Here is a 2,260-nt window from a genome sequence, read left to right on the forward strand (position 1 = left end):
CAAAAATCAGGAACGAGAATCGGCGGGATATTCTATCGACATTGATCGGGATTCCTTGGCAGATAGTCTTGTTTTTAATGGGAATCATGTTGATGATGAAACGTTGGGATAATTTTGGAATCCTGTTATTTTTATTTATTATCCTATCTATTTGTTTGTACTTTAATTGGTTTAGACACCTATCAAAAGAGGTGAGACTAGATTAAGTTTTAAAGTATAACAAAGGGAATAGGGAATAGGGAATAGGGAACAGTAGCAAAGACCGCGCTAGATCGCGCTAATCGCTGCACCGCTCCCGACTCCCGAAACAACCGGAGATGATATCAAAGGACAAAGAAAAGTCCAAAACCCAAAATAATTGCTCCAACTGCAACAGTCAATGACCAGAAACGATGGTAGCTGTTGACAGTGGTGTTATTGTTTTCCAAGTGGATCAAGTCTAGCCAAGGGGCAATTCCTCTGCGGAACCAGCCAACTACATTAACTTGGGAGCCAATTAAGTTCTGCACCTTACTGCTACCAAAGAGGAAGTTACCGATTGGACCAAAGCGAGAAGCATAGCGCGTATAAATCATCCCACTGCGGTCTTGAAGCTTGAGATCGGAACCAAATTTATAGCCAGCATCGCCGCGACCAATTAACTCACCTTGGAGTTTCACTGGACGACCACGCAAAGGACTGGCGTAGGGGTCACACAGTGAACTACCCCAACTTACTCCGTTGTTCGCGAAGCGTGGCCTACGGCCAAGTTGGGGCTTCCAGCTTCACGGAAGAATGCCGAAGGTGCGCTTTCCGTCGGCGAATTAAATTCGCCACGGGTCGCACCTCAACCTGGGCGGACGTCCGCGTCTTGGTCTTACTTCTTCTCCCCTGGCGTTGACCTCCCCCGTCCCAGAGGAGGATAGCACTCTGATTCCTTCTGCTCTAATGTTCTTTGCCGCATTACCATCTCTATCGTGGTGAGTTCCACAACTTGGACAAGTCCAAGCTCTTACATCAAGCAGCAACTCCTTGATTTGGTAATGACAATTAGAGCAGGTTTTAGAGCTGGGGAACCACCGGTTTATCTCAACCAATACCTTTCCTTCTTTTTCACACTTATAAGACAAGAAGTTTACAAAAGTTCCCCAACCCAGATCAGATATTGCTTTAGCTAATTTGTGGTTACGAACCATGCCCTTGACATTCAGGTTTTCGACTACCACCACTTGGTTGTTGTCAACTATTTTTCTAGACAACTTGTGCAGGTAGTCTTGGCGGACATTTCCAATCTGTTCGTATACCTTAGCTACAATCTTTCTAGCCTTCCTACGTCCATTACTACCCTTCTTCTTTCGGGCAGCAATACGCTGCTTTTTGGCTAATTTTCGTTCGTATTTGGCTAAGTGTCTTGGATTGGCAAATTTAGAGGTCTTTTCGCCATCATAGGTAATAGCAAAATCCTTGATACCTAAATCAATCCCAATAACCTTTCCGTCTGTGGAAGGTTTTACATTGTCTGAGTCGTACTCCATCAGCACAGAAGCGTAGTATTTCCCAGATGGAGTTTTGCTAACTGTAACAGTCTTGATTTCTCCGTCTAGTGGTCGGTGGATTATTGCCTTGACAATTCCTAGTTTTCCAGGAAATTTAAGACAGTCACCTACGCGGCATACACGCTGTGGGTATTGAATTGATTGGCGATGATGATATGATTTAAATCTAGGATATTTGGCTCTCCCCTCAAAAAAGTGATATGCACGGCTAAGATTTAGACTCACAGATTGCAATACTTGAGAGTAGCAATCTTTTAGCCATTCAGTTTCTTTATCTTTTTTGAGTTTTGGTAGTATAGAATTGAGGGCAGCGCGAGACAATCCAAAGCCTGTTTCTTTGTAGGTTTCTATACACTGATTCAGTGCATAATTCCACCACCAGCGAGCACAACCAAAGTGCTGAGCAAGTATATGAATTTGCTCCTGTGTGGGGTAAATTCTGACCTTGACTGCCTGATGTCTCACTGCTTTTACCTTGTTTATCGACCTTATGTACCATTATATATATTTTGTGTTACATTGTCAACCCATTGCTAAATACTCTTGTTCCCATAGCGTGGCCTACGGCAAGGGGTCTATCCATCCCCATCCCTATGCACGGATGGGGATGGATAGACCCCTCTTGCCTCCCAGATTTGTTAAAAATTAGGGTGATGGCAACTGAGATGATTAATCCAGTAACAGGATTGTTACTATTCAGGATTAGCAGCAAACTCAGAGATAAG

The 2,260-nt window shown here is 43.8% G+C and carries 2 protein-coding genes and 1 pseudogene; all 3 read right to left on the reverse strand.

Going from position 1 to position 2,260, the window contains the following annotated elements; translation table 11 throughout:
* Positions 1–323: 323 nt before the first annotated feature.
* Positions 324–698: pseudogene (locus tag F6K37_RS38890) on the reverse strand (peptidase M48); the annotation flags it as partial.
* A gap of 105 nt (positions 699–803) precedes the next feature.
* Positions 804–2,000 carry an RNA-guided endonuclease InsQ/TnpB family protein gene (locus F6K37_RS38895; protein WP_008179160.1) on the reverse strand — a complete coding sequence of 399 codons (1,197 nt, stop codon included), beginning with the start codon at positions 1,998–2,000 and terminating at the stop codon, positions 804–806.
* A 49-nt stretch (positions 2,001–2,049) separates the two neighbouring features.
* Positions 2,050–2,260: hypothetical protein (locus tag F6K37_RS38900; protein ID WP_287256560.1), on the reverse strand; the 211-nt coding region annotated here is incomplete at its 5' end.

The organism is Moorena sp. SIO4E2, from assembly GCF_010671945.1.
In the GTDB taxonomy this organism is placed as follows: Bacteria; Cyanobacteriota; Cyanobacteriia; order Cyanobacteriales; family Coleofasciculaceae; genus Moorena; species Moorena producens.